This is a genomic window from Micromonospora sp. NPDC049047 (assembly GCF_040649135.1).
In the GTDB taxonomy this organism is placed as follows: Bacteria; Actinomycetota; Actinomycetes; order Mycobacteriales; family Micromonosporaceae; genus Micromonospora.
In genome coordinates this window covers 232,650-255,020 of record NZ_JBEZEY010000002.1, presented here as the reverse complement: position 1 = coordinate 255,020, position 22,371 = coordinate 232,650, and the positions used below count along the sequence as shown (strand labels likewise).

The window sequence follows — 22,371 nt, the reverse complement described above, 5'->3', positions numbered from 1 at the left end:
TTGCAGCTCAGTCGCGACATGCGGGGTGTCGCTTCCCCCACCCCGAGACAGATGCGCGTACGGTGGTCCGAGACGCCTGGGTGGCCGACTCGTGGCGTGCGGCCAGCGAAGCGGGACGGAGGCAACGCTATGCGCCCAGTACGCTTCGTCGCCCTCTCCGAGGACGGCCATGCCCTGGTTCTCGCCGACGAGGTCGGGCGGTTGCTCGCCCTGCCGATCGACGACCGGATCTCGGGTGCGCTGCACGCCGAGCCCGGCGCGCCGCCGCTGCCGGCGGCACCGAGCGCCGCCGATCCGATTCCCTCACTGTCCCCCCGGGACATTCAGGCCCGCATCCGCTCGGGTGAGTCCGCCGAGGATGTCGCCCGGATCGCCGGCGTGCCCGTCGACCGTGTGCTGCGCTATGCCGGCCCGGTGCTCCAGGAGCGGGCGATGCTCGCCCAGCACGCCCGCCGCACCCGGCTCAAGGGCGCGGAGAAGCCGACCCCGTTGGCCGAGGTGGTCAACGGTCGGTTGAGCCAGCACGGCATCGACACCGAGAAGATTTCCTGGGACGCGTACCGGCGGGACGACGGCACCTGGCGGATCATCGCGACCTGGCCGTCCGGCAAGGCCACCGCGCAGGCCATCTGGGATCTCGACAAGACCCGGCAGTCGGTTGCACCGCACGACGACATGGCGCAATATCTGTGCGCCGAGCGGCCCACGCCGATTCTCGGCCAGGAGCCGGCGCCGGAGCGGGGCGGGCACGGCCTGCCCGGTCCCTCGCGTGGCGAGCCGAGCCGTGGTGGGCACGGCTTGCCGGCGGCGTCCGAGCACCCGCGCCCTGGCCGGGACCCGATCCGGGCCGGCCGGGACGCGCTGCTCGCCTCCCTGGACCGCCCGCTCGGTGCTTCGTCTGGCCGTGGCCTCGAACCGCGTACCCCGGCTGCTCTCGCCGGCTCGGACGCGCCTCGGCAGCGGCCGGTCGGCGGAGGTGCCGCCGCGCTGCTCGGCGGTGGCCAGGGGTCGGCGTTCGACGACGACTCGGACGCGCCCAAGGAGGTGCCGGCCGTGCCGTCGCTGGCGGTGCTGCGGCCCCGCCGCACCGGCGCTGCGGCAGCCGCCGGTGGTGAGTCCACCGACGCCAACGGCAAGCCGCGCAAGCGCCTGCCGAGCTGGGACGACGTGCTCTTCGGCAGCGGGCCGGCCGCGCGCGAGTCGTCCTGACGCTAAGCGTCGACGGGTGGCGAACGGCCACCCGTCGACGCAGGGCACGCGGTGTCGGGCCACCTCACCTGCCACCCATTCACACCGCAAGCAGGCTGCCGAGGCGGTAACGCAGCGCTCGCGCCTGGCCGACGGACAACAACACCCGCTTAGCCGTCGTCCGGTCAGTGACGGACAACGCCACGATCGTTTCGGCCGTCGGAGCGAGTGTCTGTACCAGCCACACTGCGACGATCGACGGTTGCTGCCGATCGTCGTCGAGCGCGGCGACCTGTGACCAGTGTTCGCCGCGCCGGCCGCATCCGTTCCGATCACACCACCGGGGATGACCGCTGTCGTTCGCCAGGGCACCCGTGGGGTAGGCGTGCACGTATCCGCATGGCCGTTGCAGGTCGGTGCTCATCGGACCCGCCGCGGAGGTAAATCCAGCCGCAGCGATGGCAACGGCGGCCGCATCCGGGTGCGCGGGGCAGACGTAGACCGCGCCGTCCAGGGATCCAGCGCCCGATTTCTCGATGGCGCTGCACACCTCGATTCGGATGGTTGCTGGTGCTCCGCAGTCGGCCAACTGAAAGGGTAGATCGTCCACAGATTGCACCTCCGATGTGCGATCACGTCCGCGAGAGGCGTCCGCCCGACGATGAATGTCGCCAAATACGCACAATACTGTAGTTGGCCAATCAGCGATAGATGCAAGTTGGCCTAGCTGCTGCCCCGATTGCTTTGGCCTACAGAGGTTCCAGGAAAGATGGCCAAGTGGATCTCGAACGGGCTATGCGCGCACTGAGGGCCGCCGAAGAGGCGCTACCCCAGGCGGAAGATCAGGCCGCACGTGCCGCCCGGCAGATCAAGGCCGAAGCTCGGACTCGGGTCGAGCAGGCCCGCACTGAGCTGCACCGTGCCATGGCGGCGGAGTACCGGGCCGGTGTCCGCCAGGTGGAACTGGTCAAGCGGACCGGCTACAGCCGCGAACGGGTCCGCCAGATCCTGCGGGCCGCCGGCATTGAGGCGGACTAGCGGGACCCTTACAGGACGAACGCCCAGCCCGAATCCCGCCCTTCGACGGCGACACGGACTGGGCGTACCCAGGAGATGCTGGCCTCGCCCACTACAGCAGGCCATCTCGCGGGGTTTCCGCCGCCCGGTCGAGAGCGGCAACCGCACGTACGGCCTCAGCGACGGCGGAGAAGTCCTTCTTGAGGATCGCGCCGTGGTTGCTGGCGACCTTCGCGGCGATCTCGATGTGCGGGTTGCGGACGGTCACCGCGTCGAGGCTGGTACGGATCTTCTCCTGCTCGTCACCGCGACTGCCGAGGGACGTGCCGGAGGCGACGACGTAGCGCACCGGCACGCTGATGTTGTCGAGCACGGGGCCCAGTTCGCGCTCACGGGAGAGTCTGCCCAGCTCGATGTTGCTCTCCGCCATCTGCGCGGCATTCATTCGCGGGGTCAGACCGGTCGGGCGCAGCAGCGGCATGAACACGTTCATCCGGCGGAACAGCTTCCGGATCCGCTGTTCCATGGCCTCGTCGAGCCAGTCGTGGGGAAACGCGCCGTCGACCAGGACAGCGCCGAGAGCGCGGTCCGGGTTGCGGTTGGCCCAGTGCGCCCCGACGACGGCCCCGTACGACCAGCCGACCACAAGCGCGCGGTCCACCTTCCGGGCGGCGAGGACGGCATCGACGTCGCGGACGGCCGCCTCGAAGGAGTAGTCCGCCGAGCGCTTCGACTTCCGGCCGCGGGCCCGCTCGTCGTAGGTGATGTGCCGCCAACCGGTGCCCAGTTCGGCGATGACTCGACGCCAGTATCCCTGGGTGGCGAACTGGCCGTTGAGGTAGAGCACTGGGACACCGGGGCCGCCGGTGTCGGTGACGGCCAGGGCGGTGTCGTCGATCGGCACCATGCCGGTCCACGTCGAGCGGGTCGCGGAAGCGTTGTTCATCGTCATGTCCGCACTCCTTGTCGCGTCGGGGGTCGGGTCGGGATCAGAGGCTGCGGGCGGTGATGTCGCCGTGGGAGGTGGTGGCGCGGATGTCGAGTGCGACGGTGCCGTCGTTGCGCAGGGCGTTGCTCACCCGGCCGTGCCCGGTGCCGGCGTCCAGGGCGGCGGAGACGCCAGCGGCGGCGGCGACCGAGATGTCGCCGGACTGAGTCGTCAGCACCACGGTGCCGCGCCCGGCTTCGGCGATCCGGATGTCGCCGCGGAGGGTGTTGATCTCCGCAGCGCCGGTGAGCCGGCCGACCTGGACGTCGCCGTCGATCGCGGTGAGACGGACGCTCGCGGCCTCGTCGATCTTGATCTCGCGGTACGCGCCGTCGAAGGTGATGTCGCCGAGGCGTCCCACTCCCCGCAGCTCGGCGCTGGCGGCCTTGGCGTCGATGCGGGAGTCGGCGGGCAGTTGGACCGTCACCTGCACGGACCCGGAGGGGCCGACGAGCGCGTTGCCGGGGGTGGCGGCCGTGATCCGCAGGACGCCGTCGGCGTACGCGACGATTGTCTGCTCGGCGGCCCTGGTGTCGCGGCGCTTGGCCGGATCGGTCGGCAGCACCTCGACAGTGGTGTCGGCGCGGTCCGCGGCGATGAGCTGGATGCGCCCGGCGGGGATGTTCAGGATGGCGGTGATCGGGGCGGGGGTGGCGTACGAGTTCATCGTGCTCTCCAGTGCTCGCGCGGCGTTTCTGATATCGGAAACGCTACGTTGCTTTCAATCCGTCGGCAACGCTCATATTGCATTAGCATGCTGTTTTGGCAGCTAAGAGCCACGACATTGTTGCAACGATAGGTCAAGTAACGCAACGGCCCGACAGGCAGTCTGTTGCAATGAGTGAGAAGTGAACGCTATGGTGAGCGGGCCACGAGGGCGCCATGAAGAATCACCAGGGAGATCAGATGCCCGGAGGCCGACTCACCCAGCAGGAACGCCACCAGATCGCGCTGGGGCTTGCCGACAGCCTCTCCTACGCCGAGATCGCCCGGCGTCTCGACCGACCCACCTCGACGATCACCCGCGAGGTGATGCGCAACGGCGGCCCCCTTGCCTACCGCGCCGACCTGGCCCACCGCGCCACCGAACGCCGCGCCCACCGGCGCCGGCCCGACTCCTCCGCTCCGACCGGGTCCGTCGTCCAGCAGCACGGGGGCGACGCCGAGGCTGTGGCCGAATACGAGGAGGCGTTCACCACCGTCCTCATGGGGTCGGGGCTGAGCAAGATGGCGGCCCGCGTGTTGACCCGCCTGTTCACCACCGACGCGGGCAGCCTCACCGCGTCCGAGCTCGCCAAGCGCCTCCAGGTCAGCCCGGCGTCCATCTCCAAGGCGATCACCTTCCTGGAGAGCCAGAGCCTGGTGCGGCGCGAACGTGACGAACGCCGCCGCGACCGCTACGTCGTCGACAACGAGCTCTTCTACCAGGCCACGATCGCCGGCGCCCGAGCCAACGACCAGCTCGTCGCCGTCGCACGGCAGGGTGTCGCCCTGCTCGGCCCACACACGCCGGCCGCCGCCCGCCTGGAGAACATCGCCCGGTTCCTCGACTTCATCAGCGAGAGCATCATCCGCGCCGCCGAACAGGCCCGCGAAGTCCTCCACATCAGACCCGGTACGGCGGCCGACCAACCGACTTCGGACCAGGGCCAGGCTCCCGTGCCGGCTGTCGCGCCGACGGCACCGGGTCAGCACGACCAGGCGGAGAGCCGTTCGTAGCGCGAGCCGAATCCATCGGGTCGCCGGGCCAGGGTCAGGGTGGGGCGGAACCGCGACCGTCGCTCAGCGGTGCCGTTGCCGGTGCCCGGCCCGGGCCGCGGGCAGGGCCAGCCCGGCGGCGTGCAGCACGCCCTCCACCCGGACCCGCTCGATCTCCTGGTCGACGCCCGTCAACTCGGCGAGGTGTTCGGTGATGCCGAGGGCGCGACAGGCCAGCCGGAGCCGGTCGTCGTACGCCTGTAGGAGCGCGCCGTGCCACACCATCGACCGACCGCTGCCACCGAGCCGCTGACCGCCGAGGCGGCGCAGGTCGGCGGCGAGCTGCTGCAGGGGTCGCCGGTCGGCCCTGTCGAACTCGGTGAGGTCGATGTCGCGGGTCAGCGCGTCGGCCTCGACGGCCCGGTCCAGGCGGGCGATGGTGCGCCGCTCCCGGCGGCGCTCCCGCCACTCGGACCAGCCGCAGACGACCCGGTCGAGGATCTCGTCGTAGCAGAAGAGCAGGGCGAAGGCAGCCGGCAGACTGGCGACGGCAAGAAACGCCAAGGCCAGCATCAGCGCGCGTCCGACTCCCACACATCGACGCTAAGTCCCGTCGTGCCGACTCGCCAGCGGTTTGGCCGCATCCGCAGCATCCGCTCAACCAGGCGCGACCCCAGCGGCGGTAAACCTCAGCAGTCGGTGGAGGTCACGTAGAAGCGGGGCATCGGGAGCACCCGGAAGCGCAGCCGGGCGCCGGAGCGGCGCAGTTGCCAGGTGAGGGCGATCAGCGCGGCGGCCAGCGAGATCAACGCGCCCATCCAGATGCTGGCACCGGCCCCGAAGTGCTCCGCGACCCAGCCGACCAGCGGCGCGCCGACCGGATTGGTGCCCAGGAAGACAAGCACCCACAGGGACATCACCCGACCCCGGAAGGCCGCGTCCACCCCCAACTGAACCCGCTGGTTGGCCGCCTGGGCGAAGAAGACCATGAAGAAGCCGGTCGGCACCAGCAGCACCACCACCAGCCAGTACGCCGACGCGAGGCCGACCAGGGTGCCGAAGCTGGCACAGGCGATCGCGGCGCCGAGCACCAACCAGACCGACGGGCGACTGCGCCGGCCGGTGCCACTGAGCGCACCGCCGAGCGCGCCGACGGCCAGAGCCGTGCTGAACAGGCCAAAGGAGGCGGCCCCGGTGTTGAAGACCGTCTTCGCCAGTGCGGCCAGGGTGAGCTGGAAGTTGAAGAGCGACATGCCGATCACCGACATGACCGCCATCGGCAGCAGCAGGTCGGGCCGGCGCCACACGTACCGCAGCCCGTCGATGACCCGGGCGGACGCCCGCTCGTCGCGCGGCAACAGGGCGTCACGGTGCAGGTCGGCGGTGCGCATCCGGACGACGTTCACCAGGGGCGCGATGGAGCTGACGGCAGTGAAGAGGAAGACCGGGCCGACGTCGAACGCGGCGATGGCCAACCCGGCGACGGCCGGGCCGACGATCCGGGCGGAGTTGAACACTGCGGCGTTCAGTGACAGCGCGTTGGGCAGCAGGGGCGTGCCGACGAGTTCGGAGACGAACGCCTGGCGGACCGGGGTCTCGACGGCGTTGGCCGTGCCGAGCAGCGCCGCGAAGGCGAAGACGTGCCAGAGCTGCACCAGGTCGGTGAGGACCAGCAGGGACATGCCCAGCGCCAGCAGGCTCCAGAAGGCGTTGGCGACGAAGAGCAGCACCCGCTTGTCGTACCGGTCGGCCAGCCGGCCGGAGAGCAGGGTGAGCAGCAGCACCGGGGTGAACTGGCAGGCGGTGACCACGCCGAGCGCGGTGGCCGAGTTGTTGGAGAGGTCGAGGACGAGCCAGTCCTGGGCGATGAACATCATCCAGACGCCGACCAACTTGATCAGCTGCCCGGATGCGAAAAGGCGGTAGTTGCGAACCTGTAGGGACTGGAACATCGTGCTCAGCTTGGCCTGCACTCTTGGTGCGCCTCCTCGGACGTACGCGTCATCGACAGGTGACGGCACGGCCCGGTGGGGTGGTGCGGCTCAGGCGCGAGCGAGCTGCTGAAGAATCTCGGCGGCCCGCTGCAGGGTCTCCCGTTCGTCCTCGTCGAGTGCGGCCAGCCGGTGGGCCAGCCACTCGTCGCGGGCCCGCTCGAACTGGTCGAGCACGGCCTGCGCTCCCTCGGTCGCCGCGAGGATGACCTGCCGGCCGTCGGTCGGATGGGGTGTCCGCTGCACGAGGCCGCGGTCCTCCAACTTCCCAACGATCTTGGTCATCGTCGGTGGCTGCACCCGCTCGACGTCGGCCAACTCCCGGGGGGTCATCGCACCCGCCAGCCGCAGGCTGGTGAGCGCGGAGACCTGGGTGACCGTGAGGTCGCCGACCGGTCGGGCCTGGCGGACCCGCCGGTTGAGTCGAGTTATCGCATCACGCAACTGGGGGGCCAGCTGCGCCGGTGGCACGCGTTTCGCCGTCACCGTCCGCTCCGTCACAGTAGTTAGCTTAACTAATGAGCATGGCTAACGACATCGGTTATGACCAGGCTCACGAGGACGTTAATGCTGATCCGGGCGGGAAATCCTGTTTCATCTCCCGCCCGGACACGCGTCAGAGCACCAGCGACTCGATGGGCCCACGCAGGAAGTACAGCACGAACAGCGCGGCCACCCCATACAGCAGCGGGTGGACCTCCCGGGCCTTACCGCGCGCCACCTTGAGCACCACGAAGGTGATCAGGCCGGCACCGATCCCGTTGGAGATGGAGTAGGTGAACGGCATCAGCACGATGGTGAGGAACGCCGGGATGGCGATCTCGTAGTCCGACCAGTCGATCGTCCGGACCGCTGTCATCATCAGGAAACCGACCACGACCAGGGCCGTCGAGGCCGCCTCGAACGGCACGATCACCACCAGCGGCGCCAGGAACATCGCCAACAGGAACAGCACGCCGGTGACCAGGCTGGCCACACCGGTCCGGGCGCCCTCACCGACACCTGCGGCACTCTCGATGTACGACGTGTTGCTGGAGGTGCTGGCCACACCGCCGGCCGCCGCGGCGACCGAGTCGACGAACAGGATCTCCTTGGTCCGCGGCGGAGTGCCCTGCTCGTCGAGCAGGCCGCCCTCCTGGCCCACCGCCACCATCGTGCCCATGGTGTCGAAGAAGTCGGTGATCAGCAGCGTGAAGACGAACATCAGCACGACCACCCAGCCGGCCCGCCCCCACGAGTCCAGCACGTTGAACTTGCCGAGCAGCGACAGGTCCGGCAGGTCGACGATCGTCTTCGGCAACTCCGGCACGTTCAGCGCCCAGCCCTTCGGGTTGGGCTTCCCGTCGACGAACGACGGGCCGATGTTGCCGACCGCCTCCACGATCACCGCGAGCACCGTGGAGGTGAGGATGCCGATCAGGATCGCGCCCTTCACCCGGCGCACCACGAGCACCAGGGTGATCAGCAGACCCACCACGAAGACCAGCAGCGGCCAGCTCACCAGCTTGCCGCCGATGCCCAGGCCGACCGGGACTGTGGTGTTTGCGGCGTCCGGGAGCCGTCGGACGAAGCCGGCGTCCACCAGACCGATGATGGTCAGGAACAGACCGATACCGACCCCGATCGCGGTCTTCAGCTGGGTCGGCACCGACCGGAACACAGCGGTCCGCAGACCGGTCAGCACCAACACCGCGATGATCACACCTTCGATCACCACCAGGCCCATCGCGTCGGCCCAGGTCATCTCGGGCGCGATCTCGTACGCGACGAGCGCGTTGACGCCCAGCCCGGCGGCGAGCGCCAGCGGGAATCGGCCGACCACGCCCATCAGGATGGTCATCAGGCCGGCGACCAGCGCGGTCGCGGCAGCCAGCGCGGGAATCGGCAGGGTCTTGCCGTCACCGTCGACGGCACCACCCAGGATCAGTGGGTTGAGCACCACGATGTACGCCATCGTGAAGAAGGTCGCCAGGCCGCCGCGTACCTCACGGCTCATCGTCGAGCCACGGGCGGAGATCTCAAAGAACCGGTCGAAGCCGTTACGTGGGTGAGCGGGGTCGGGAGGTGTGCCGTTGTCGGGCGGCAATACTGCCATCAGGTCCTCGCAGGTGATCTTCCGGTTGACGCGCGCATCGTCCCAGATCACGAACGGGCAGGGGAAGTGGATCGCGTACGCTTGCCGAATGCCGAACGAGCAGCCACCGCGGCCCGCACCACTGGACCCGCCGATGGTGCCGTTCGCCCTCGCCGGTCTGATCGCGTGGGCGCTGGCCGGGCTGATCCTGCTGATCTTCTTCCGCGGCTGGCTGACCGACCACGGTCACCAGAACTGGCTCTGGACCTGCCTCGCCGGCTTCCTGTGGGGCTTCCCGGGCCTCGCCGTGATGATGCGGCACGACGCCAACCGTCGCCGCCGCCGCGCGAGCTGACCTACCCGCCGCCCCCGGGGCACCCCGGCGCGAACGGTCAGGAGTGCCCGTACGGCTCCGCCGGCTCGGCTGCCTCCACCGAACCCAGGGCGCGGCTTACCGACATGGCCTCCACCGCGCTGTCGTCGTACACCGTCGGTAGCTCTTCCACGGCGGTCTCGGCCGCCTCGATGAGCGTCTCGGAGTGCGCGCCGCAACCGTGGTCGGCACTCACCACCCGGCCGTCGTCAGGTGCGTAGAAGTTGCCACAGGCCCCGAACGCCTGCCGCATCGCACCCGCAAGCGGCAGGTAGAAGCCGCAGGTGCCGCACCGGGCAGCGGCCGGTGCGGCGGTGGAGATGGGCGCGGCGGGGCCGTGGTCGCCGTCGTACCAGCGCTGCGCCGCGTCGGCGCGGCCCTCCCGGGAGAGCACGCGCGCCCGCCCGAGGCCCAACTCCCACGCCGTCTCCTCGACCGCCGGGTCGTCGGAGAGCAGGTAACCGGGGACCAGGCGATCGTCGTCCGGGGCCGTGGGCAGCAGGTCACCCGGACCGAGATCGCCCGGCTTGAGCCGCTCCTGCCAGGGCAGCCAACCGGGCGCGAGCAGCGCGTCCGGGCCGGGCAGCAACACCGTCTCGCAGATTGTCACCGTCTTGCTGCGCGACACCCGGGTGACGGTGACCGCCCACCGCCAACCGCGGTAGCCAGCGAGGAGGCATTCGAAGTAGTGGGTGACAAGCCGTTCACCCTCGGCCACGACCTGCAGGTGGTCGCCGACATCGTCGGCGTCGACCTCGGTGATGCCAGCGCGGGCCACCTCGACGGCGGCGGCGCAGACCTGGTCGAGACGGGCGGCACGGGTGGAGACAGGCCTGGTCACCTAACCATTGTTCCCCATGCGCCCCGCAGGGGTGACAGTGACTCCCGGGGAACCTTTCCCCGCAGTGGTGCGGCGTACCCGGATCAGATGGGCGAGGATGGTGCACATGCCGTCGTACTCCCGCTCCGGGCGATCCGTCCTCGGGCGCACTGTCGGCACCGGCATCCGCGCCGTTCGCCTGCTGCTGCGTGGTTCGCTGGGCAGCGGCCGTTGGGTGACCCGGCGGGCCGGTCGGGCCCGGGCCCGGGGGGCCGGCGGCGAGGTCGGCATGGTTCGCCTGTTCGACCTGCACGCGGTCTCCTGCGCCGGTGACACGCTTATCGCCATCGGCCTGGCCGGGACGATCTTCTTCAACGTCCCGCTGGGCGAGGCCCGCAGCAAGGTCGCGCTCTACCTGCTGGTGACCATGGTGCCGTTCGCCATGCTCGCCCCCGTGGTGGGCCCACTGTTGGACCACTTCCGGCACGGTCGGCGCTACGCCCTGGCCGCCACCATGCTCGGCCGCGCGTTCCTGGCCTGGTTGATCTCCGACTACATCCACGGCTTCGGGCTCTATCCGGCCGCGTTCGGGGTGCTCGCGCTGTCCCGGGCGTACGGTGTGGCCCGGTCCGCGGCGGTGCCCCGGTTGTTGCCGGAAGGGCTCGGCCTCTCCCAGGTGGGTGCCCGAGCCAGCGTCTACGGCACGGTGGCGGGTGCGCTCGTGGCACCGATCGGGTTGGCCGCGTTCTGGTTCGGCCCGCAGTGGCCGCTACGCGTCGCGTCGGTGATCTTCCTGATCGGCATGGTGATCTCGCTCCGGTTGCCGCCGAAGGCCGACTCGGAGCCACCGGAGCGGGTCCCCCGGCCGCTGCGCGCGCTGGGCCGGCACCGCGGCGACCGGCCGCTGGGTCGAGGGCGGCCCGCCGGCCGACTGGTGATCGCCACCCTGATCGGTGCCGCGACGCTCCGCGCGGTCTACGGCTTCCTACTGCTCTTCCTCGCCTTCGCGATCAAGAAGGGCGACCTGACCACCGTGGCGTTCGGCCGGGAGTTGGGCGCCGAGTGGGCGTTGGGGCTGGTCGGCGGGGCGCTAGCGGTCGGCACCTTCCTGGCCACCGCCGTCGGCACCCGACTGCGCATCCACCGACCGACCGCCATTCAGTCGAGCAGCATGATCATTGTGGCCGGGGTGGGGGTGCTCACCGTCATCCAGTTCTCGCTGGTGATGGTCGCCCTGCTCTGCCTGGTCGCGGCGCTGGTCAGCGGGATTTCGAAGCTGGCCGTGGATGCCTCGATCCAGGAGCGCATCCCGGAACGGCTGCGCGCGAGCTCGTTCGCCCACTCCGAGACGGTGCTGATGCTCGCCTTCGTCGCCGGCGGCGGGCTCGGCCTGGTGCCGTTCGACGGTCGGGTGGGCATCGCGGTGGCCGCCGGCGTGGGCATCCTGGCCGCGATCCGGGGTGTGCTGATCGCCTCCCGGCTGCGCGGCGAGAAATTGGCCGGGCGCCCGCTCGGCGACGACGAGCTGATCGAGGAAGAGCCGGCGGAGGAGCCCGGGGACGCCGCGCCCACCTCGCCGGCCCCGGCGCAGGCCAGCTCGCCGCAGTACGACGACCCGAGCCTGGCCCCGCCGGGCTACCACATCTACCGCCCGTCCTCGGCCGTCGGCGGCCCGGGTGGCGGGGCGGACGACGAGACCCGCCGCGAATCCCCCGGCTCGGTCTCGTGACCGGTCTGCTGGTGGTGACGGCGGTTCCCGCCGAGGCGGACGCGGTCCGCGCCGGTCTGACCGACCACACAGTGACCGTCGCCCCGGTCGGTGTGGGCCCGGCCGTCGCCGCTGCCGCCACCGCGCGCCTGCTGGTGCTGGCCGAAGCAGCCGGACAGCCGTACCGCGCGGTGGTCAGCGCCGGCGTGGCCGGCGGCTTCAGCGGGCGGGCCGAGGTCGGCGACACAGTGCTCGGCACCGCCAGCATCGCCGCCGATCTGGGCGCCGAGTCACCGGACGGGTTCATCCCGATCGACGAGTTGGGCATGCCGCCGGCGATGCTGGGCGTCGGTGGCGCGGTGTCGACCGACCCGGGCCTGCTGGCGGCACTGCGGGCTGCCCTCCCGGCGGCGACGACCGGCCCGGTGCTCACCGTCAGCACGGTCACCGGCACCGAAGCCGGCACGCGGGAGCTGCGCCGACGACATCCGGAGGCGGTCGCCGAGGCCATGGAGGGGTACGGGGTGGCGGTCGCCGCCGCCCAGGCCAAGGTGCCCTTCGCCGAGCTGCGGACCATCTCCAACCCGATCGGCCCGCGCGACCGCGACGCCTGGCGGCTGCGCGAAGCTCTCGCCGCCCTGACCGTCGCGGCGCCCGCGCTGCGCTGAGCGGGGTTCAGCTGTAGCTCTGCCGTCCGGCGCGTCCCAGCCGAAGCGCGGCGGGCCGGCGGGCCTCGATCTCGAAGCCGCAGGCCAGCAGCAGGTCGATGCCGCCGCCCTCGGCAAGCGCGGCAGCGTCGTCGACTCCCGCCGCACGCATCTCGGTGAGCAGAGCCGTGACCAGCCGACGTCCGAGCCCCAGCCGCCGGTACCGGGCGTCGACGAGCACGCCGTCGAGCACCATCTCCCGCTCCGCCATACCGGGATGCCACTCCCCCTGCTCGAGGAACGGACTCCGCTCATGTGCCCGCAGTTCCCCGATCACCTGCCCGTCGGGCAGCTCGGCGGTGTACCGCCAACTTGTGGCCGGTAGATCGCCGACGACCCGGCGAACCTGGACCGTCCGACGGACCTCCGCGCCCCACCGCCGGTTGTCGCGGTAGCGCCGGTTCAGCTCGTACGCGGCCGGTGGCAGCGGCAAGGGATATCGCTCGGGCGGCAACCTGTACCACTCCGCCCACCAGGCACCCGGCCAGTCCCGAGGCTCGTGGACCGGCCACACGTCAAGGTGAGCCGGGTACCGCCGCCCAGCATCGTCCCGCATGTCATCGTGCGGAACCGTCGTCGGCGCGACGATGGCGAGGGCCGCCGACGGCACCCCGACGGCCAACTCCCCACCCGCAGCCCGGACGAGACGCTCCACCGTCCGGAACCGGGGATTGACAGCGCGCCCCGACTCGATCCGCGCCAGCGTCGGCTGCGGCACTCCCGACCTCTCGGCCAGCTCCCGCTGACTGAGATCGGCGCGCCGGCGCAGAGCTCGCAGAGCCCGGCCAAGATCAGTTTCGCCGCCTTCTTCCGGACGGTCGGTCGCCTCGGTCACGCGTCGATGGTCCCGGGCGGTGAACCGGCTATCAACAGCCCGGCCAGAGCTGTGGATAACCCTGTGGAAAAGGCCGTGGGTCGGTGGATGGTCACTTCGCGGGCCCTTTGGAGCTGAATCGTTTGAGGCATCACCGCCCGCCGACTCGCATGGCCCGGATGGCGCAGCCTGGCGCAGGGCAGCTCGCCCCGGCCCGGCTCATCCCGTCCCGGCGCGGCTCATCCCGGCGCGGCTCGGCTCATCCCGGCACGGCTCGGCGCGGCTCGGGACGGGGCGGGGCGGGGCGGCTCAGGGCAGGGCGGCTCGGGGCAGGGCAGCACGGCGCTGCGGCGCGGGCGGCACAGGGCGATTCGTTTACGACATCAGCTCCAAAGGGAGCCTGCAGCAGGTGCGCGACCGGCCCGCCAGGCCGTCACGGATCACAGTGGGCGGGGGTGGGCACGGGCCCCGACGCGGGGGCAGGGCTAACGTGAGGGACGTGGCGCTCTCTCTGGCGATCTCGCCCTGCCCCAACGACACGTTCGTCTTCCACGCCCTGGTGCACGGGCGGGTGCCCGGCGCGCCGCCGGTCGAGGTGACGTACGCCGACGTGGACGTTACCAACACGGCGGCCGAGCAGGGCGCGTTCGACCTGGTCAAGGTGAGTTTCGCGGCGCTGCCGTGGCTGCTCGACGACTACCACCTGCTGCCCTGCGGCGGCGCGCTCGGTCGTGGCTGCGGCCCACTGGTGCTCACCCGCAGCGATCGTGACGGCGGGCCGGACCGCACCGACCTGACCGGGGCCACGGTGGCGGTGCCGGGCGACCGGACCACCGCGTACCTGCTGTTCCGACTCTGGTCGGCCGGACGACCGCCGGCCCGGATCGAAGTGGTCCCGTTCCACGAGATCATGCCGGGCGTAGCGGCCGGCCGCTACGACGCCGGGTTGGTCATCCACGAGGCACGGTTCACCTACCACCGGCACGGCCTGACCGCCCTTGTCGACCTCGGCGAGTGGTGGGAGGCCGACACCGGGCTGCCCATTCCCCTCGGCGCGATTCTGGCCCGACGCGGCGCTGTGGATCCGGAGGCCGCGGCCGGCTGGGTCCGCGAGTCGGTCCGGCAGGCCTGGGCGGACCCGGCCGCCAGCCGGGAGTACGTGCTGGCCCACGCCCAGGAGATGGAGCTCGACGTGGTGGACCGGCACATCGGCCTCTACGTCAACGAGTTCACCGCAGACCTGGGCGAGGCCGGATTCGCCGCGGTGGCGGCACTGCTCGATCGAGCCGCCACCGCCGGCCTGGTGCCTCAGACCTCCAGCTCGCGGGCAACCGCGTGGACCAGCTGAGCGATCTTCTGCGCCGTCTTCTTGTCCGGGTACCGACCGCGGCGCAGGTCCGGCTGGACCTTCGCCTCCAGCACCTTGATCATGTCCTCGACGAGGCCGTGCAGTTCCTCGGCCGGCCGACGGCGCAACTCCGCCATCGACGGCGGCGCGTCCAGCAGCTTGACTCCCATGGCCTGTGCACCCCGGCGACTGTCAACCACGCTGAAGTCGACCCGCTGGCCACCCTTGAGGTCGGTGACACCCGTCGGCAGCGCCCCCTTGGGCAGGAACACGTCGCCGCCCTCGTCACTGGTGACGAAGCCATATCCCTTGGCCGTGTCGTACCACTTCACTCGACCCGTAGGCACCTGACAACCCCTGCTTCACTTGAGCCGCTACTGCTTCCAGGCTAGCTGGATCATGCCGTCCAGCGCCGCCGGGAATTCGGTGAGATCGTCAAGCACCGCGTCCGCCCCGGCCGCGCGCAGCTCCTCCCGGGAGCACGGGCCGGTGGCGACACCGATGCCGGGCACCCCGGCGGTCGCCGCGGCGACCATGTCCGCGACGTGATCACCGACGTAGTGGGTCGCGTCGTGTTCCCGTAGGGCCGTCGCCTTCTGCTCGGCGAACAGGTCACCGGCCAACTCGTCGACGGCGAGGCCGAGGTGGTCCAGGTGCAGCCGGGCCAGCCGACCGATCTTGGACGTGACGACAAGCACCCGGCCGTTCCGGGCACGGATCGCGTCGATGGCCTCCCGCGCGCCCGGCAACAGGACAGCCGGGGTGATCGCGTACGCCGGGTACAGCTCGCGGTACACCCGCACGGCCGACTCGATCTGGTCCGGCGGGAACCAGTGCGCGATCTCGGTACGCAGCGGCGGCCCGAGCCGGGACACCGCCAGCTCGGCGTCCACCGGCACGCCGGTCCTCGCGGTCAGCGCCCGATAGGTCGCGGCGATGCCGGGGCGGGAATCCACCAGGGTCATGTCGAGGTCGAATCCGACGGTCAGTGCGGGCATGTCGAGAAACCTACCCGCCGACTCCCGGCCGACCGGACGTCCGAGAGGCGCGAAAGCCCACTGCCGGGCTAGCGTGGAAAGACGATGACCACCTCACTCGCCGACCACCTGCGGTCGCTGCCCGACGAGTCACTGGCCGCGCTCCTCCAGTTGCGGCCCGACCTCGTCGTGCCCGTGCCAGCCGACATCTCCGCCCTGGCCATCCGGGCCCAGTCCCGGGTGTCGGTGGCCCGCGCGCTGGACGGGCTGGACCAGTTCACCCAACAGATCCTCGACGCCGCCCGCCTCACCCGGAACCCGGACGACGGCACCACCGCCACCGACGCCGTACTCGCCATGGCGACCGCCGGGCCGCACCCGCCCGCTCCGACGGCCGTCCGAGCCGCCGTGGGCCGGCTCCGCGCGCTTTTCCTGCTGTACGGGCCGGAGCACGCACTGCACGTGGTGCCCGCAGTCGACGAAGTCGCCCCGTACCCCGCCGGGCTCGGCCGGCCCGCGGCGGAGCTGGACCCGCGCTCGGCCGCGCTCTGCGCGGACCCGGCGAAGCTGCGACGGACGCTGCTCGCCGCTCCACCCTCGGCCCGGGCGATCCTCGATCGGTTGGCGGCTGGCCCGCCGGTGGGCAGCGTCCCCCCGGGCGCACTGCAGGCGCCGCCGCTCGGTGCCGACGACCCGGTGCTCGCCGACCCGACGAACGGTGGCGCCCCGGCCGGTTCCCCGGTGCGTTGGCTCGTCGACAACCGGCTCCTGGTCCCGGTGACGACCGGCTCGTCGACGGCCAGCGGCACTGTGGAGTTGCCCCGTGAGGTCGGCCTGCTGCTCCGGCGCGACAGCGGGCCGCTCGGGCCACTGCGCACCAGCCCACCGCCGGTGGCCGCCGCGCCGCGTGAGCCGAAGGCGGTCGACTCGGCTGGCGCCGGTCAGACGATGGAGGTGGTCCGGCACACCGAAGGGCTGCTGGAACAACTCGCCGACGAGCCGGCCCCGGTGCTGCGCTCGGGCGGCATCGGGGTGCGGGACCTGCGTCGGCTGGCGCGGACCGCCGGGTTGGACGAGCCGACGACCGCGCTGCTGCTGGAGGTGGCGTACGCGGCGGGGCTCGCGGGTGAGCTGGAGATGCCCGGCGCGACCACCAGCCGGTACGGGGCGGACCAGCAGGTGCTGCCGACCGGCGGTTACGAGGTGTGGCGGGCCGCCTCGCTTGCCCAACGGTGGGAACAGCTCGCCCGAGCCTGGCTGACCATGAGCCGGCAGGTGGGGCTTGTCGGTCGCCGCGACGACCGGGACCGGCCCATCACCGCGCTGTCCGCCGAGGCCGAACGGGCCAGCGCGCCGGCCACCCGGCGGGCGGTGCTCGGCGTGCTCGCCGACCTGGAACCGGCGACCGCGCCCACCCCGCAGGAGGTGCAGGACCTGTTGGACTGGCGGGCACCGCGGCGTAGCCGGGGCCGGGACGCCGTTCACCGGGAGGTGCTGGCCGAGGCGGCGCAGCTCGGCGTCACCGGGCTGGGGGCGCTGACCTCGTACGGTCGGCTGCTGCTCGGTGACCTGACGTCGGCCGACGAGCGGGGCGGCGACGACCCGCTCGGCGTGCACGCCGACGTGGAGAGCGGGGACCCGTCCAGTGCCGCCCGGGCCCTGGACGCGCTGCTGCCCGCCCCGGTCGACCACTTCCTGGTGCAGGCCGACCTGACCGTGGTGGTGCCCGGCCCGCCCGAACCGGCGCTCGCCGCCGAGTTGGAGGCGATGACCGAACTCGAATCGGCAGGTGGGGCCAGCGTGCACCGGGTCACCACGGCGAGCGTGCGGCGGGCGCTGGATTCGGGCTACACGGCCGACGACCTGCACGACGTCTTCCGGCGACGGTCGCGTACCCCGGTGCCACAGGGGCTCACCTATCTGGTGGACGACGTGGCCCGTAAGCACGGTGGGCTGCGGGTGGGACTGGCCGGGGCGTACCTGCGCAGCGATGACGAGACCCTGATCAGTGAGGTGCTTGCCGACCGCCGGTTGGAGTCGTTGGCGCTGCGCCGGCTCGCGCCGACGGTGCTGTGTACGCCGTACCAGGTCGGTCGGTTGTTGGGCGCGTTGCGGGACGCCGGGTTCGCCCCGGTGCAGGAGGACGGCACCGGCAGCACGGTGCTGGCCCGGCCACGGATCCGGCGGGCCCCGGCCCGGGTGTCGGTGACCACCCGGACACTCGACCCGTTGGCCGCCCCGAAGCTGCCGATGCCCCGGCTGCTCGGGGTGGTGGAGCACATCCGGCGCGGGGACGCGGCGGCGCGGGCGGCCCGGCGGGCACCGGCTGTGGTGCGCGGCGGGGCGGCCGGGCTGGGCGGCGGCCCGGTGCCGGCGCACACGCACAGCGAGGCCCTGGCGGTGCTGCAACAGGCGGTTCGTGACAAGGCGTTGGTCTGGGTCGGTTACGTCGACGCGCACGGGGCGACCGCGTCCCGGTTGGTCAAGCCGGTCTCGATCGGTGCCGGCTACCTACGCGCCGAGGACGAACGGACCGAGATGCTGCACACGTTCGCGTTGCACCGGATCACCGCGGCGGTGCTTGCGGACTGAGCGGCGCCGCCGCCGTGTTCAGCGGCGGCTGCGGCGTACGGTGCCGACCACCGAGATGACAAGCAGCAGCGCGAAGCCGGCGCCGGCGGACTCGCCGACCGAGTCGACGAAGCCCTGGCGCAGCACCAGCCAGCCGAAGAGGAACCACCCGACGAGGAGCGTCGCGGCGACGGCATAGGCGACCACGGTCGCCCGGGACACCTCGTCGGGTGATGTTTGCTCATGCTCTGCGATCACGTCACGGTCGACCGTCATACCCAGCCTCCCCGCCCGGTCCGGCCCTGGACCCCAAGGGTGACACTCGGGAGACCGGTCGGACAGGGGGTTATCCCCGCGATTCGCTGCGTGTCGGTCAGGTGCCGGGGCGGCGGCCGATCAGCACCACCCGGGTGCCGACCTTGCCCAGCTCCCACATCCGGACCGCGTCGGCGTGCAGCAGGTTGACGCAGCCGTGCGAGCCGATCGACTTGTCGTGCAGGTAGGTGGTGGTCTCGTGGAAGCCCATGCCCTGGGTGAAGTGCTGCCAGTACGGCAACCACACCTCGTACGGGTCGGACCACTCCTTCGGGTTGCGGAAGTTGACGGTGAACGTGCCGGCCGGGGTGCGGTAGCCGGCCATGCCGGTGCGGGTCACCGTCGGCGGCATGATCACTTTGCCGCCCCGGACCGCCCAGACGGTCTGCCGGGTCAGGTCCACGCAGAACGTGGTGCCCGTGCCGGCCCTGCACCGCGCCGGGTCGGTGGTGGCGAGGCGCTGGGCCACGTCGTAGGTGGTCGGTCCGGCGCGACCCTCGACGGGGCGAATGCCGTACCTCTGCTGGAACCTCTTGATCGCGGCGCAGTCGGCGGCGGACTGCCGGCCGTCCACTGTCACGGCGCCGAAGCCGCCCAGGCGGGACAGGTAGGTCTCCACCTCGCGCTGGTGCTGGCCCTGCGGGCAACCGGCGACCGTCCGCGCCGCGGGGCTGGTGGTCGGCTTCGGCGTCGCGCTGCGGCTTGGTTTCGGCACCGGCGGCCGGGTCGCCTTCGGTGTCGGGGTGGCTGCGGCGGGTGTTGGCTGGTCGCGCTGGCCCGGTCCGGACGTGGCGCTCGCCCCCGATGCCTGTTCCGCCGCACCGGCCGGGGCGGCTCCCCCGCCACCACCCCCGCCGGACTGCGGATCGAACGCGCACGCACCGGCGCCGACCAGCACAACCACCGCCAGGGCGACCAGCCGAGAAGAGATCCGGACGAGTTGCATCGAACCTCCCCAACCATCGTCCCTTTACTAGACGTTCGTGAGTGCCGTCACGGTTGCCGCCGGTGAGCATCTTTCTTCGGGGATCCCACATCGTGCAACACTGGATGGTCGGCCAGCGGCGGGTATGCGACCCCGTTCCAGCCGGACGACCAACCGAGGAGAGGACGCTGGCGTGAGCGGTGGACCACTGATCGTGCAGTCGGACAAGACGCTGCTGCTGGAGATCGACCACCCCGACGCGCAGGCCTGCCGGATGGCGATCGCGCCGTTCGCCGAGCTGGAGCGCTCACCGGAGCACGTGCACACCTACCGGCTGACCCCGCTGGGACTGTGGAACGCCCGGGCGGCGGGGCACGACGCGGAGGGTGTGGTCGACTCGTTGATCAAGTATTCCCGCTACCCGGTGCCGCACGCGCTGCTGGTGGACGTGGCCGAGACGATGGACCGCTACGGCCGGCTCCAGCTCGCCAACGACCCCGCGTACGGGCTGGTGCTGCGCGCACTCGACCGGCTGGTGCTGATCGAGGTGGCGAAGAGCAGGAAGCTCGCCGGGATGCTCGGCGACAAGATCGACGACGACACGATCCGGGTCCACCCGTCCGAGCGGGGCCGGCTCAAGCAGGCGCTGCTCAAGCTGGGTTGGCCGGCGGAGGACCTGGCCGGTTACGTCGACGGTGAGGCGCACCCGATCGAGCTGGCCGAGGCCGGCAAGGACGGGCGCAAGCCGTGGACGCTGCGGTCGTACCAACGGGAGGCGGTCGAGGCGTTCTGGGCCGGCGGGTCGGGTGTGGTGGTGCTGCCCTGCGGCGCCGGTAAGACCCTGGTCGGCGCGGCGGCGATGGCCGAGGCGAAGGCGACCACGCTGATCCTGGTCACCAACACGGTCGCCGGCCGGCAGTGGAAGCGGGAGTTGATCGCCCGCACGTCGCTGACCGAGGAGGAGATCGGCGAATACTCCGGCGAGCGCAAGGAGATCCGCCCGGTCACCATCGCCACGTACCAGGTGCTCACCTCGCGGCGCGGCGGCGCGTTCACCCACCTGGACCTGTTCGGGGCCCGCGACTGGGGCCTTGTCGTCTACGACGAGGTGCACCTGCTGCCCGCGCCGATCTTCCGGTTCACCGCGGACCTCCAGGCCCGTCGTCGGCTGGGCCTGACGGCGACGCTGGTACGCGAGGACGGCCGCGAGGGTGACGTGTTCAGCCTGATCGGCCCGAAGCGGTACGACGCGCCGTGGAAGGACATCGAGTCGCAGGGCTGGATCGCCCCGGCCGAGTGCACCGAGGTTCGGGTGACCCTCACCGACGCGGAGCGGATGTCGTACGCGACGGCGGAGGCCGAGGAGCGCTACCGGATGGCGGCGACCGCCCGCACGAAGCTGCCGGTGGTGCGGGCGCTTGTCGACCGGCACCCGAACGACCAGGTGCTGGTGATCGGGGCGTACATCGACCAGTTGCACCAGCTCGGCGAATACCTGGACGCGCCGATCATCCAGGGTTCGACCACGAACAAGGAGCGGGAGCGGCTGTTCGACGCGTTCCGGGCCGGTGAACTGCGCACCCTGGTGATCTCGAAGGTGGGCAACTTCTCCATCGACCTGCCCGAGGCGGCGGTGGCGATCCAGGTGTCCGGCACCTTCGGGTCGCGGCAGGAGGAGGCGCAGCGGTTGGGGCGGGTGCTCCGGCCGAAGGCCGACGGGCGGCAGGCGCACTTCTACACTGTGGTGTCCCGGGACACCATCGACGCCGAGTACGCGGCGCACCGGCAGCGCTTCCTCGCCGAGCAGGGGTACGCGTACACGATCGTCGACGCCGACGACGTCCTCGGCCCGTCCCTACCGTCCTTCGACTGACCGACACACGGCCTTGATCGACTCGGTTTTCAGGAAGTCGGGGTGTCCCGGGCGCTTCGACACTCCGGTTGTTCGGGTAACCGAGTCGATCAGTGCGCTTGGTCGCGGCGGCGGCGCGGGACGCGTGGGGACGGTGCGGAGACGCGTGGGACGGTGCGGGGGACGGGTGTCTCGTGGGCTTCCTTTGGAGCTGATGTCGTAGACGAATCGGGCGTCGGCGTTTACCAAAGGGCTTCCCGGAGTCCGGGACCCGGACTCCGGGACCCCCGGACTCCGTGACGAAGACACCCGGTCCGGCCGACCGCCAGGCGCGCACGGCCGTGACGGCAACGCTCAGCGGGAGAAGCGGTCCACCAGGACCGCAAGCCGGCGGTCGTGGTCGGCGCGGCGGAGCCGACCGCTGCGCATCAGCGTGACCAGCCCGTGCAGGCCGCTCCAGAACGTCTCGGTGACCGCCTCCAGGTCGTCGTCACCGGCGATCGGCCGCACCGCGTCGGCAAGCTCGGCGAACCCCCGGGCCAGGTCGGTCGGGACGTCCTGGCTGGCGAACGGCAGGTCCACGGCGAGGGTGAACATCGCGTCGTAGAGGGCGGGGCGCTGTTCGGCGAAGGTGACGTACGCCGCCGCGACGTCGGCGACCGCCTGCCGTGGACCGGCGGCCGAGGCGCGGGCCGTGGCCAGCGCGGTGGCCAGCTCGGCGAAGCCCTCGACGGCGACCGCCGCCATGATCGCGTCCTTGCCCTTGAAATGGCTGTAGAGGACGGGCTGGCTGTACTCGATCTGGGCGGCGAGCCGTCGGGTGGTGACCGCGTCCCAACCTTCGGCCAGGGCCAGGGCACGCGCTGCGGCGATGATCGCCCGCTCGCGTTCCGCCCGCTCGCGCTCCCGGCGCGTTCCCGTTGCCATGACACCGATGCTAGCACCGCTAGCGATCCTGTCATTGCTCTGCTAGCGTCGCTCACATATCTAGCAGCGCTAGGAATT

At 71.4% G+C, this 22,371-nt stretch carries 23 protein-coding genes and 1 pseudogene; 10 read left to right on the top strand and 14 right to left on the bottom strand.

Translation table 11 applies throughout. The features are described from left to right. The first annotated feature begins 129 nt into the window (after nt 1–129). Entirely contained in the window at nt 130–1,209 is a 1,080-nt protein-coding gene (gene sepH / locus AB0B86_RS04180) for a septation protein SepH (RefSeq protein WP_357415195.1), read from the top strand. Between the two features lie 79 nt (nt 1,210–1,288). Here sepH and AB0B86_RS04175 read toward each other — a convergent pair whose 3' ends face one another. Continuing rightward, on the bottom strand, nt 1,289–1,798 hold the full coding sequence (locus AB0B86_RS04175; RefSeq protein ID WP_357415193.1) for a hypothetical protein: 510 nt from the start codon (nt 1,796–1,798) through the stop codon (nt 1,289–1,291). Nucleotides 1,799–1,965: 167 nt separating this feature from the next. On the opposite strand from AB0B86_RS04175, the gene AB0B86_RS04170 reads away from it, so the two are divergent. Next, entirely contained in the window at nt 1,966–2,226 is a 261-nt protein-coding gene (locus tag AB0B86_RS04170) for a hypothetical protein (protein WP_357402773.1), read from the top strand. Nucleotides 2,227–2,317: 91 nt separating this feature from the next. Here AB0B86_RS04170 and AB0B86_RS04165 read toward each other — a convergent pair whose 3' ends face one another. After that, on the bottom strand, nt 2,318–3,157 hold the full coding sequence (locus AB0B86_RS04165; RefSeq protein ID WP_357402775.1) for an alpha/beta hydrolase: 840 nt from the start codon (nt 3,155–3,157) through the stop codon (nt 2,318–2,320). Between the two features lie 37 nt (nt 3,158–3,194). Next, the gene (locus AB0B86_RS04160) at nt 3,195–3,860 is read right to left on the bottom strand and encodes a DUF4097 family beta strand repeat-containing protein (protein WP_357402777.1); all 666 of its coding nucleotides are present in this window, start codon (nt 3,858–3,860) and stop codon (nt 3,195–3,197) included. 215 nt (nt 3,861–4,075) lie between these two features. Here AB0B86_RS04160 and AB0B86_RS04155 point away from each other — a divergent pair. Both AB0B86_RS04155 and AB0B86_RS04150 read left to right on the top strand, forming a co-directional pair. After that, nucleotides 4,076–4,306 (top strand): annotated as a pseudogene (locus AB0B86_RS04155) (helix-turn-helix domain-containing protein); the annotation flags it as partial. A gap of 93 nt (nt 4,307–4,399) precedes the next feature. Then, on the top strand, nt 4,400–4,912 hold the full coding sequence (locus AB0B86_RS04150; RefSeq protein WP_357415630.1) for a MarR family transcriptional regulator: 513 nt from the start codon (nt 4,400–4,402) through the stop codon (nt 4,910–4,912). 63 nt (nt 4,913–4,975) lie between these two features. Here AB0B86_RS04150 and AB0B86_RS04145 read toward each other — a convergent pair whose 3' ends face one another. From AB0B86_RS04145 to AB0B86_RS04130, 4 genes are all read right to left on the bottom strand, one after another. Continuing rightward, the gene (locus AB0B86_RS04145) at nt 4,976–5,485 is read right to left on the bottom strand and encodes a hypothetical protein (protein WP_357402779.1); all 510 of its coding nucleotides are present in this window, start codon (nt 5,483–5,485) and stop codon (nt 4,976–4,978) included. 95 nt (nt 5,486–5,580) lie between these two features. After that, on the bottom strand, nt 5,581–6,864 hold the full coding sequence (locus tag AB0B86_RS04140) for an MFS transporter (RefSeq protein ID WP_357402781.1): 1,284 nt from the start codon (nt 6,862–6,864) through the stop codon (nt 5,581–5,583). Between the two features lie 69 nt (nt 6,865–6,933). Continuing rightward, entirely contained in the window at nt 6,934–7,383 is a 450-nt protein-coding gene (locus AB0B86_RS04135; RefSeq protein WP_030329638.1) for a MarR family transcriptional regulator, read from the bottom strand. Between the two features lie 115 nt (nt 7,384–7,498). Further along, entirely contained in the window at nt 7,499–8,977 is a 1,479-nt protein-coding gene (locus tag AB0B86_RS04130) for an NCS2 family permease (protein WP_357402858.1), read from the bottom strand. 88 nt (nt 8,978–9,065) lie between these two features. Here AB0B86_RS04130 and AB0B86_RS04125 point away from each other — a divergent pair, with 88 nt between their 5' ends. Further along, nucleotides 9,066–9,311 carry a DUF2530 domain-containing protein gene (locus AB0B86_RS04125; RefSeq protein WP_278137114.1) on the top strand — a complete coding sequence of 82 codons (246 nt, stop codon included), beginning with the start codon at nt 9,066–9,068 and terminating at the stop codon, nt 9,309–9,311. Between the two features lie 37 nt (nt 9,312–9,348). On the opposite strand, the gene AB0B86_RS04120 is transcribed toward AB0B86_RS04125, so the two are convergent. Further along, a complete protein-coding gene (locus AB0B86_RS04120) occupies nt 9,349–10,170 on the bottom strand; it encodes a DUF3027 domain-containing protein (protein ID WP_357415191.1) in 822 nt (273 codons plus the stop codon). Nucleotides 10,171–10,276: 106 nt separating this feature from the next. Between AB0B86_RS04120 and AB0B86_RS04115 the strand changes: the two genes are divergently transcribed. Continuing rightward, on the top strand, nt 10,277–11,878 hold the full coding sequence (locus AB0B86_RS04115) for an MFS transporter (RefSeq protein WP_357415189.1): 1,602 nt from the start codon (nt 10,277–10,279) through the stop codon (nt 11,876–11,878). After that, the gene (locus AB0B86_RS04110; RefSeq protein WP_357402788.1) at nt 11,875–12,525 is read left to right on the top strand and encodes a futalosine hydrolase; all 651 of its coding nucleotides are present in this window, start codon (nt 11,875–11,877) and stop codon (nt 12,523–12,525) included. Before AB0B86_RS04115 ends, AB0B86_RS04110 begins: the two co-directional genes overlap by 4 nt. Nucleotides 12,526–12,532: 7 nt before the next feature. On the opposite strand, the gene AB0B86_RS04105 is transcribed toward AB0B86_RS04110, so the two are convergent. Continuing rightward, nucleotides 12,533–13,399 carry a GNAT family N-acetyltransferase gene (locus AB0B86_RS04105; RefSeq protein WP_357402790.1) on the bottom strand — a complete coding sequence of 289 codons (867 nt, stop codon included), beginning with the start codon at nt 13,397–13,399 and terminating at the stop codon, nt 12,533–12,535. Nucleotides 13,400–13,877: 478 nt separating this feature from the next. On the opposite strand from AB0B86_RS04105, the gene AB0B86_RS04100 reads away from it, so the two are divergent. Continuing rightward, nucleotides 13,878–14,726: a 1,4-dihydroxy-6-naphthoate synthase gene (locus AB0B86_RS04100; protein ID WP_357402792.1), complete on the top strand. Its 849-nt coding sequence runs from the start codon at nt 13,878–13,880 to the stop codon at nt 14,724–14,726. On the opposite strand, the gene AB0B86_RS04095 is transcribed toward AB0B86_RS04100, so the two are convergent. Further along, nucleotides 14,687–15,073 carry a cold shock domain-containing protein gene (locus AB0B86_RS04095; protein WP_357402794.1) on the bottom strand — a complete coding sequence of 129 codons (387 nt, stop codon included), beginning with the start codon at nt 15,071–15,073 and terminating at the stop codon, nt 14,687–14,689. The genes AB0B86_RS04100 and AB0B86_RS04095 overlap by 40 nt on opposite strands. A gap of 27 nt (nt 15,074–15,100) precedes the next feature. Then, nucleotides 15,101–15,724, bottom strand: coding sequence for an HAD family hydrolase (locus AB0B86_RS04090; protein WP_357402796.1), 624 nt, complete (start codon nt 15,722–15,724; stop codon nt 15,101–15,103). 84 nt (nt 15,725–15,808) lie between these two features. On the opposite strand from AB0B86_RS04090, the gene AB0B86_RS04085 reads away from it, so the two are divergent. Further along, nucleotides 15,809–18,295: a helicase-associated domain-containing protein gene (locus AB0B86_RS04085; RefSeq protein ID WP_357415186.1), complete on the top strand. Its 2,487-nt coding sequence runs from the start codon at nt 15,809–15,811 to the stop codon at nt 18,293–18,295. An 18-nt stretch (nt 18,296–18,313) separates the two neighbouring features. On the opposite strand, the gene AB0B86_RS04080 is transcribed toward AB0B86_RS04085, so the two are convergent. After that, nucleotides 18,314–18,550 carry a hypothetical protein gene (locus tag AB0B86_RS04080; protein ID WP_357402800.1) on the bottom strand — a complete coding sequence of 79 codons (237 nt, stop codon included), beginning with the start codon at nt 18,548–18,550 and terminating at the stop codon, nt 18,314–18,316. A gap of 97 nt (nt 18,551–18,647) precedes the next feature. Beyond that, nucleotides 18,648–19,535: a L,D-transpeptidase family protein gene (locus AB0B86_RS04075; protein WP_357415185.1), complete on the bottom strand. Its 888-nt coding sequence runs from the start codon at nt 19,533–19,535 to the stop codon at nt 18,648–18,650. A gap of 172 nt (nt 19,536–19,707) precedes the next feature. Between AB0B86_RS04075 and AB0B86_RS04070 the strand changes: the two genes are divergently transcribed. After that, nucleotides 19,708–21,387, top strand: a complete 1,680-nt coding sequence (locus AB0B86_RS04070) for a DNA repair helicase XPB (RefSeq protein ID WP_357415183.1) — start codon at nt 19,708–19,710, stop codon at nt 21,385–21,387. A gap of 333 nt (nt 21,388–21,720) precedes the next feature. Here the strand turns inward: AB0B86_RS04070 and AB0B86_RS04065 are convergent, their stop codons facing one another. Further along, nucleotides 21,721–22,293 (bottom strand): TetR/AcrR family transcriptional regulator, encoded by a 573-nt coding sequence (locus AB0B86_RS04065; protein ID WP_357415180.1) that lies wholly within the window; start codon nt 22,291–22,293, stop codon nt 21,721–21,723. Nucleotides 22,294–22,371: the final 78 nt, after the last annotated feature.

Coding starts and splice junctions, on each gene's coding strand:
- AB0B86_RS04075 (WP_357415185.1), bottom strand. CDS start 19,535: ATGCAACTCGTCCGGATCTCTTCTCGGCTGGTCGCCCTGGCGGTGGTT.
- AB0B86_RS04160 (WP_357402777.1), bottom strand. CDS start 3,860: ATGAACTCGTACGCCACCCCCGCCCCGATCACCGCCATCCTGAACATC.
- AB0B86_RS04125 (WP_278137114.1), top strand. CDS start 9,066: ATGCCGAACGAGCAGCCACCGCGGCCCGCACCACTGGACCCGCCGATG.
- AB0B86_RS04085 (WP_357415186.1), top strand. CDS start 15,809: ATGACCACCTCACTCGCCGACCACCTGCGGTCGCTGCCCGACGAGTCA.
- AB0B86_RS04065 (WP_357415180.1), bottom strand. CDS start 22,293: ATGGCAACGGGAACGCGCCGGGAGCGCGAGCGGGCGGAACGCGAGCGG.
- AB0B86_RS04115 (WP_357415189.1), top strand. CDS start 10,277: ATGCCGTCGTACTCCCGCTCCGGGCGATCCGTCCTCGGGCGCACTGTC.
- AB0B86_RS04080 (WP_357402800.1), bottom strand. CDS start 18,550: ATGACGGTCGACCGTGACGTGATCGCAGAGCATGAGCAAACATCACCC.
- AB0B86_RS04090 (WP_357402796.1), bottom strand. CDS start 15,724: ATGCCCGCACTGACCGTCGGATTCGACCTCGACATGACCCTGGTGGAT.
- AB0B86_RS04150 (WP_357415630.1), top strand. CDS start 4,400: ATGGGGTCGGGGCTGAGCAAGATGGCGGCCCGCGTGTTGACCCGCCTG.
- AB0B86_RS04130 (WP_357402858.1), bottom strand. CDS start 8,977: ATGGCAGTATTGCCGCCCGACAACGGCACACCTCCCGACCCCGCTCAC.
- AB0B86_RS04165 (WP_357402775.1), bottom strand. CDS start 3,157: ATGACGATGAACAACGCTTCCGCGACCCGCTCGACGTGGACCGGCATG.
- sepH (WP_357415195.1), top strand. CDS start 130: ATGCGCCCAGTACGCTTCGTCGCCCTCTCCGAGGACGGCCATGCCCTG.